The organism is Faecalicatena contorta (genome assembly GCF_021531995.1).
Taxonomy (GTDB): domain Bacteria; phylum Bacillota; class Clostridia; order Lachnospirales; family Lachnospiraceae; genus Dorea_A; species Dorea_A contorta_A.
Genome location: NZ_JAFBIZ010000128.1, coordinates 1 through 7,526 on the forward strand (window position 1 = coordinate 1; position 7,526 = coordinate 7,526).

The 7,526-nt window shown below is 43.8% G+C and carries 6 protein-coding genes; 5 read left to right on the forward strand and 1 reads right to left on the reverse strand.

The features are described 5' to 3' along the window. Positions 1 to 139 precede the first annotated feature (139 nt). From JQM82_RS13420 to JQM82_RS13440, 5 genes are all read left to right on the forward strand, one after another. Positions 140 to 1,204: a hypothetical protein gene (locus JQM82_RS13420; RefSeq protein ID WP_235250886.1), complete on the forward strand. Its 1,065-nt coding sequence runs from the start codon at positions 140 to 142 to the stop codon at positions 1,202 to 1,204. A gap of 11 nt (positions 1,205 to 1,215) precedes the next feature. Further along, positions 1,216 to 2,280, forward strand: coding sequence for a hypothetical protein (locus JQM82_RS13425; RefSeq protein ID WP_235250888.1), 1,065 nt, complete (start codon positions 1,216 to 1,218; stop codon positions 2,278 to 2,280). A gap of 26 nt (positions 2,281 to 2,306) precedes the next feature. After that, a complete protein-coding gene (locus JQM82_RS13430; RefSeq protein ID WP_235250890.1) occupies positions 2,307 to 4,001 on the forward strand; it encodes an OPT/YSL family transporter in 1,695 nt (564 codons plus the stop codon). 12 nt (positions 4,002 to 4,013) lie between these two features. After that, on the forward strand, positions 4,014 to 5,408 hold the full coding sequence (gene pepV / locus JQM82_RS13435; protein WP_235250891.1) for a dipeptidase PepV: 1,395 nt from the start codon (positions 4,014 to 4,016) through the stop codon (positions 5,406 to 5,408). A gap of 208 nt (positions 5,409 to 5,616) precedes the next feature. Then, positions 5,617 to 6,372: a phosphotransferase family protein gene (locus JQM82_RS13440; RefSeq protein ID WP_235250892.1), complete on the forward strand. Its 756-nt coding sequence runs from the start codon at positions 5,617 to 5,619 to the stop codon at positions 6,370 to 6,372. 60 nt (positions 6,373 to 6,432) lie between these two features. Here the strand turns inward: JQM82_RS13440 and JQM82_RS13445 are convergent, their stop codons facing one another. Next, the gene (locus JQM82_RS13445; RefSeq protein ID WP_235250893.1) at positions 6,433 to 7,500 is read right to left on the reverse strand and encodes a cell wall hydrolase; all 1,068 of its coding nucleotides are present in this window, start codon (positions 7,498 to 7,500) and stop codon (positions 6,433 to 6,435) included. Between the last annotated feature and the right edge of the window lie 26 nt (positions 7,501 to 7,526).

A 7,526-nucleotide genomic window follows, 5' to 3' on the forward strand; every position in this document is an offset into this window, starting at 1 on the left:
ATTCAAAAATAAAATAGTTGTATTTAGAAAATGTATATGCGATTCTGAATATTGAAGGCGAGGTTGCTTTTTGTAGCTTCGTCATTTTCTTTTTTAAGAGTGAAATAATCAGATTGCATGAAAAAAGGAGGAAGGAACTATGGAACTGAGGCTGGGATTTGAACCTCGTAATGAGTATTTGTCTTATGAGACGTGGAAAGGGGCAATGGTACTGCTTCGTGACGTAATGCTGGTAAAACCGGGAGAAAATGTACTGGTGACTGGTGATACTTCCAGCGACCGCCGTGTTATGGAAGCATTTGCGGCTGCTGCATACGCACTGGATGCAATTCCGGTATGTGTTACATATCCGACTGCTCCGGTATCTCTGCTGGATCCACCGAAACCGATTCAGGCGGCAGCTATGGAAGCTGATGTATGGTTTGAGTGTGCATATCAGACCGTTCAGCATACGTTGTCATGGCAGGCGGCAATTAAAAATGGCGTGAGATATATGTGCCTGACAGGTATCGATGTTGATATGCTTACACGTTGTGTGGCAAATGTCGAATATGATGCCATGATTGAATTTGGTGAATATCTGAAAGCAACGATCGAGAAAGTGGATAAGATTGAAGTTAAGAGTGCAAATGGAACCAATCTTGTTGCAAGACAGAGCGGAAGAAAGGTACGTCATTCCGGACAACGCGGAACCATCAAAGGTTATCCGTTCATGTTGGGTGGACAGATCAGCTGGTGTCCGCTGGAATCTACCATCAATGGAACACTGGTATTAGACGGAGCGCTGTGGCCGCCCGCAGACATCTGTATTCTTCAGGATCCAATCAAATTAACATTGGAAAATGGTGTGGTTACGAATATTGAGGGTGGTAAGGATGCGGCTCGCATGAAAGCGTGGATCGAATCTTACAACGATCCAGCATGTTATCGCCTGGCACACTATTCACTTGGATTTAATCCGGGAGTTACAGCACCGACTGGAAGAATCGTAGAAGACGAAAGAGTATTCGGAGGAATTGAATTCGGTATTGGAAGCCAGGGCGCCGCAATCATGGGAGAAAAATGGGATGCACCAAGCCATACGGACGGAACAATTCTGAAGCCAACCCTGATCTTTGATGATGTTGTATTTGAACAGGATGGTATCTACCTGGATGAAAAGGCAAGAGAGCTTTGCCGCAGAATGAAAGTAGCAGGATATTAGGAGGTGGGATCATGGAACTTCGTTTGGGGTTTGAATCATTAGACGGATATCTGAAATACGAATTATACAAAGGAGCAATGAAACTGGTAGGCGATGTGATGCTGGCAAAACCAGGTGAGACGGTAATGATTACTGCAGATACTTCCTCCGACATGAGGGTTGCCAATGCAATCGCGGCTGCAGCGTATGCGATCGATGCGATTCCGGTTCTTGTGGAATATCCGACTGCAAAGGAGACTTGTATTGATCCACCTAAGACACTGCAGGCAGCAGCATGTGAGGCAGATGTATGGATTGAACTTGCAGATAAAAATGTACAGCATTGTCTTTCCTGGCAGAAGGCCTTATCCTGTGGCTGCCGTTATACCTGCCTGACAGGTATGGATGTTGATATGATCGTAAGATGTATCACCAATGTAGATTACGATCTGGTCATTAAGATGGGTGAAACCATGAAGTCAATCATAGAAAAGGCGAATAAAGTTCAGATTCTCAGCAAAAACGGAACGAATCTGTGTGGAGAGATGCAGGGAAGAAAGGTTCGCCATTCCGGAAGAAGAGCCATTGAAAAAGGACAGTCCAATATGATGTGCGGACAGATCAGCTGGAACTGCATGGAATCCACCATCAACGGAACTCTGGTTTTTGACGGTGCACTGTGGCCGCCGGCTGAGATCGGCCTTCTGAAATCGCCTGTAAAACTGACTGTTGAAAACGGTGTGGTTACAAAAGTTGAAGGGGAGCGTGATGCGGATATCTTCCGTGAGTGGTTGGCAAGCTATAATCATCCGGCTTCTTACAGAGTAGCACATTATTCACTTGGATTTAATCCGGGAGTTATGTCACCGACTGGAAGAATCGTTGAAGATGAAAGAGTATTTGGAGGCATTGAATTCGGAATTGGAAGTCAGGGTGCATCTATCCTGGCTGAAAAGTGGGATGCACCGAGTCATACAGACGGCACCATATTAAAACCAACGATCATTCTGGATGGAGAGGTATTTGAAGAAGATGGTGTATATATGCATCCGGAGGTAAGAAAGATATGTAAGGAACTTGGCGTAGCCGGATATTGATCCGGATTTCTAAAGGAGAAGAGAGTATGGCAGAAGAGAAAAAGAAATTTAATAGTGATGAAGAACTGATAGAGTATTATTGTTCCCAAGAACATCCAAAAGCATTTAACCCTGCAATTATCGTCGTTATCTTACTGACATCTGTGCTTGGTGCGATCATAGGTATGGAGCTGATCGTAAGATTTGGACTCAGTACAAACTCATCGATCATCGGTGCGCTGATTGCGGTCATCATCGGTATGATCCCACTGGGATTCACCAAAAAATTTAAAAATATCCATACACAGAATATCGTTGAAACTGCAATTTCCTGTGCGACATTCGGAGCAGGAAATGTGCTGATGGTATGTGTATCTGTGATCTGGGTATTTGATCGTCCAGAGATGTGTACTGGTATTCTGGTCGGAGGTGTCATTGCATTTCTGATTGATATCACCATGATGTACTGGATGTTTGATACACCACTTATGGGTGCTAATGAAGCATGGCCGATCGGTATCGCGACTGCAGAGACGATTCTTGCAGCAGCAGAACTCGGTAAAAAGGCAGTGCTTCTGGTAACCGGTATTGTGGCAGGTATTGCCGGAACATGGGTTGGACTTCCGATGGATATTATCGGTGTGTGTGGTCTGGGTAATATTGTAGCATTGACCGCATTCTGTATCGGTTTGATCTGTAACGGTTACTGGGAAAGCTGGTTTGGATATACACTTGGCACTTATTACGTACCACAGGGAGTTATGGTAGGAGCCGGTATGATTGCTCTGATCCAGTCTGCAATTCTTATTCGCAAAAAGTACAAAGAAAAGAGTGAAGCGAAGAAGAAAGAGGAAGTAAAAGAAACAACAGAAGAAAAAGAAACAACAGAAGAAAAAGAAGTATATGTATATTCCAAAACTGCAGAAGATATGTCAAAAGCTCTGACAAAAGGCATGATTCTCTACATCATTGGTGCAATTGTTATGGCAGTGATCGGTGGACTGGTAGCAGAGATGAGTCCGGTGAAGCTGGTGATCTGGGTAGTATATGCAATGATCGCAGCACTGGTTTCTGAGATCCTTGTAGGTATCTCAGCTATGCATTCCGGTTATTTCCCGGCAATGGCAACTGTAATTATCTTTCTTGTTCTCGGCATGTTTATCGGATTCCCACCAGAAGCACTTGCATTCCTGGCTGGTTATGCGGCATGTACAGGTCCTGCATTTGCTGACATGGGGTATGACCTGAAGACCGGATGGATCTTAAGAGGAAAAGGAAAGAATCAGAAGTTTGAAGTGGAAGGAAGAAGACAGCAGTACTTCGCAGAGCTTATGGGTGCAGCAGTAGCAATCGTTGCAGTATTTATCTTCTATAAATCTTACTTCATGGCGGGAAGAATTCCGCCGGTGGCAGCAGTATATAAGTCTACGATTGAAGCGGGTGTAGATGCTGTAGTATTGCGTTATATCCTGATCTTTGCCTGCCTTGGCGGTGTAATTCAGCTGGTCAGCGGACTGAAACGACAGATTGGTATTATGTTTGCAGCAGGCCTTCTGATTATGAATCCGAAAGCAGGTGTTGCAGGACTCATCTTCCTGGCTGTTCGCTTAATTATTGAGAAGAAGTTCGGTGAAGAGGGAACAAAGAACTTGAATGTACTGTCTGCCGGATTGATCGCCGGTTCAGCACTCTTCTCATTCTTTACCAATACATTCAAACTGGTGAAGAAACCAACAGAGTAATGGGAGTAAAAGATGGAAACAGTATTAGATTCATTGATAGACAGCTATAAAGAAGAGATGTTGCAATCCGTACAGGAACTGATTCGAATCCCCAGTGTGATTGATGCAGATACAGGAAGAGAGGGAGCGCCGTTTGGAGAAAATATTCAGACTGCATTAAAAACCGTGCTTCAGTTATCTGCTGATATGGGATTTGAAACCAGGGAATATGATGGCTATGCAGGTTCTGTCAGATATGGGACCGAAGGAAAAGAAATCGGAATTCTCTCTCATATTGATGTGGTTCCACCCGGGAATGGGTGGAGCCGCCACCCATATGAACCGATGATTGAAGATGGAAAACTGTATGGAAGAGGGAGCCTGGATGACAAAGGTCCGATGGTAGCGGCGCTCTATGCGATGAAAGCTGTAAAAGAAAGTGGACTTCCGGTTTCCAATCATGTGAATCACATCATCGGATGTGATGAAGAAACCGGACACAGATGCATTAAGTATTATCTGACCAAAGAGAAAAGCCCAGATATGGGATTTTCTCCAGATGGATCATTCTCCGTTATCCATGCGGAAAAGGGAATACTCCGGTTCCGGATTCAGACAGAGTGGAAAGAGGCTGATACAGGACGACTGCATGTGAAAAGTCTGAATTGTGGAACTGTAGTAAATGCGGTACCCAATTGTGCCAATGTACATCTGAGTGGTCCGAAAGAGGAACTGGATGTGGTGCGGAAGCGATTTCTTGAAACCGGTGAGATGGAAAACTGTACGATGGAAGGTGAGTGTCTGAACCTTAACTTCCGTGGCGTGAGCGCCCACGCTATGCAGCCATGGCTTGGGAAAAATGCAATCTTGCCTATGGTTGAGTTTCTAAGAGATGTATCTTTGGCGGAAGAAGAAGCACAATTCTTTGATGCACTGTATGCGTTATTTGCAGATGGATGGGAAGGCAGAAACATGGGAATTGCCTGCGAAGATCAACTGTCCGGAAAATTAAGTATGAATCTTGGAATTTTAAAACTGGAGGATGGGCAGTGTGAGCTTAAGGTAGATGTACGTTGTCCGGTTCATGTAGATCTCGACATGATCTGGAAGACGATTGAATTAAATTGCAGGAAGTATGAATTAAAAGCGGAGTACTGGCAGAAAAGACCACCGCTCTATATTCCCAAAGAGGCAGAACTCGTACAGATCCTTTTAAATGTGTTCAATGAGATGACGGGAATGCAGGAAGAACCGATTGTGATTGGTGGAGGAACCTATTGCCGGGATGTAGAAAACTTTGTTTCTTTTGGACCGGTATTTCCGGGAGAACCAGAGCTTGCACATGAAGCGGATGAGTATATAGCGGTGGATCGTTTGATCGAAACCGCAAAGATCTATGCGCAGGCATTGTATATGCTTATGAAATAACGTTCAATTTTGAGATAGAGAACCGATGCTAAAGCGGGGGCACTGGTTCTCTATTATATTACAACAGGATTGTTAATTAAATAACGATAAAAATAAAGGTAGAAAATAAGTTAAAAAAATATCAATTATATCTTTTCAAATATTTATAGAGGGTGTATAATGTAGATAACGAAAAATGAACGACCAAACACAGTCAGGAGGGATATCTATGAAACTGGAAAATGCCAAGGTAATTGTAAAACGTCCATATAAAGAAGTTTACAAAACAGAAGAAGGTATCATGAAAGTATTTGAAAAGACGCATCCAAAATCAGCAGTTTTTAATGAAGCGCTGAATACAGTGCGTGTGGAAGAAACAGGGCTTGAGATACCGAAGTTAAAAGAAGTGACACAGATTGACGAAAAGTGGGCGCTGGTGATTGAATATAAGGACGGAAAGACACTGGAAGAAATGATGAAGGTAGACCATGATAATCTGGAAAAATATATGTCAGATTTCGTGGATCTGCAGTTGAAAGTGCATGAAAAGAAGGCTCCGATGCTGACAAAACTGAAAGATAAGCTTGCAAAGCAGATCAATCAGCTGAAGGATCTGGACGCTACACAGAGATATGAACTTCTGACACGGTTGGAAAGTATGCCGAAACACGATAAGCTGTGCCATGGTGATTTTAATCCAAGTAATGTGATCGTAGGAAAGAATGGTAAGATGACGGTAGTGGATTGGGCACATGCAACACAGGGAAATGCAAGTGCGGATGCAGCGATGACGTATCTGCTTTTTGCATTGAAAGATCAGGAAACGGCAGACCTGTATCTGAAGCTGTTCTGTAAGAAGAGTGATACGGCAAAACAATATGTGCAGCAGTGGCTTCCGATCGTGGCGGCATCTCAGCTGGAGAAGGAGAATGAACTGGAAAAAGACTTCCTCATGAAATGGATTGATGTCATGGATTACCAGTAAAAAAGAAGGACTGACGGAATTAATTCCGTCAGTCCTGTTTTTACTGTATAATTTGGATTTCTAGAAAAATACATTTCCCGCAATATTGATCCCGGATACCCCGGTAGATGCGGAGCGGAACTGGTAGCAGTTGATAACTGCCGAATGTCTGGCGCCGTTAAGGGCATCCTGGGCTACCGTGTATGCAGTAGCAGATGCACCACTGGCAAGCACTCTGTTCAGTGCACCATTCCATGTAGGGGCAAACTGACCGGACTGATAGATTACTCCCTGCAGTGTGTTTGGGTACAGTGGACTGGCAAGTCGATTCATGATTACGGTTGCAACTGCCAGCATTCCATCATAACCGCCGGCTTCACATTGAAGAATGGCGGCGAGCAGAGCTACATCCGTGGTGGAAGCGGGAACAGAAGGCTGATTCTGAGAGCCGTCGTTCGTATTGTTTCCGTTTGACGGAGTAACAGGCCCCGGAGAGGAGTTATTCTGTGCATTTTTCAGTGCTTCTTCTGCAGCTTTCGCGCGCTCCAGCTGAGCCTGATAATCGGCAAGTTCTGAAGATGTAGAAGTGATTTTTGAATTCAGTTCGCTCTGCTTTTCTGTCAGTTCTGCTTCAAGCTCGGTAAGTTTACCCTGCTTTTCTGTCAGATCTTTTTGTTTCTTTTCTACACTTTTTCGTGCTTCTTGCAATTCATCCAGCATAGAACGGTCATATTCGCTGATCGTAGTTACGTATTCTGCTTTGTTCAGAAAATCGCTCATATTTTCCGATGAGAATAATATCTGTATCAGTGAGACGTTGCCGCCTTCATACATAAATTGAATACGATCTTTCATTGATTCATATTGAAGGTCCTCATTTAACTGAGCGGACGCGAGATCAAGCTTGGACTTTTCGATTTCTGCAGATAATTCTTCAACCTGTTCGGATGCGGAATCCAGTTCCTGGCTTAAAGCAGCCAGCTGACTGTTCAGATCATCTAACTCATTCTGCAGATCAGACGTCTTGTTTTTCAGAGTCGTCGTCGATGGTGCCGAATAAACTCGAGTGGTAGTGGAAGCAATGGTTACAGCACAGATGGCAAGTGCAAGAGCTGAGCGTAATACATGTTTCTTATTCCTGCTAATCATATTTTTATCCTTTCATAATTCCATAT

What these genes read in the sequence shown, in the direction of transcription:
- JQM82_RS13420 (WP_235250886.1), top strand. Translation starts at nt 140, where the DNA reads ATGGAACTGAGGCTGGGATTTGAACCTCGTAATGAGTATTTGTCTTAT.
- JQM82_RS13425 (WP_235250888.1), top strand. Translation starts at nt 1,216, where the DNA reads ATGGAACTTCGTTTGGGGTTTGAATCATTAGACGGATATCTGAAATAC.
- JQM82_RS13430 (WP_235250890.1), top strand. Translation starts at nt 2,307, where the DNA reads ATGGCAGAAGAGAAAAAGAAATTTAATAGTGATGAAGAACTGATAGAG.
- pepV (WP_235250891.1), top strand. Translation starts at nt 4,014, where the DNA reads ATGGAAACAGTATTAGATTCATTGATAGACAGCTATAAAGAAGAGATG.
- JQM82_RS13440 (WP_235250892.1), top strand. Translation starts at nt 5,617, where the DNA reads ATGAAACTGGAAAATGCCAAGGTAATTGTAAAACGTCCATATAAAGAA.
- JQM82_RS13445 (WP_235250893.1), bottom strand. Translation starts at nt 7,500, where the DNA reads ATGATTAGCAGGAATAAGAAACATGTATTACGCTCAGCTCTTGCACTT.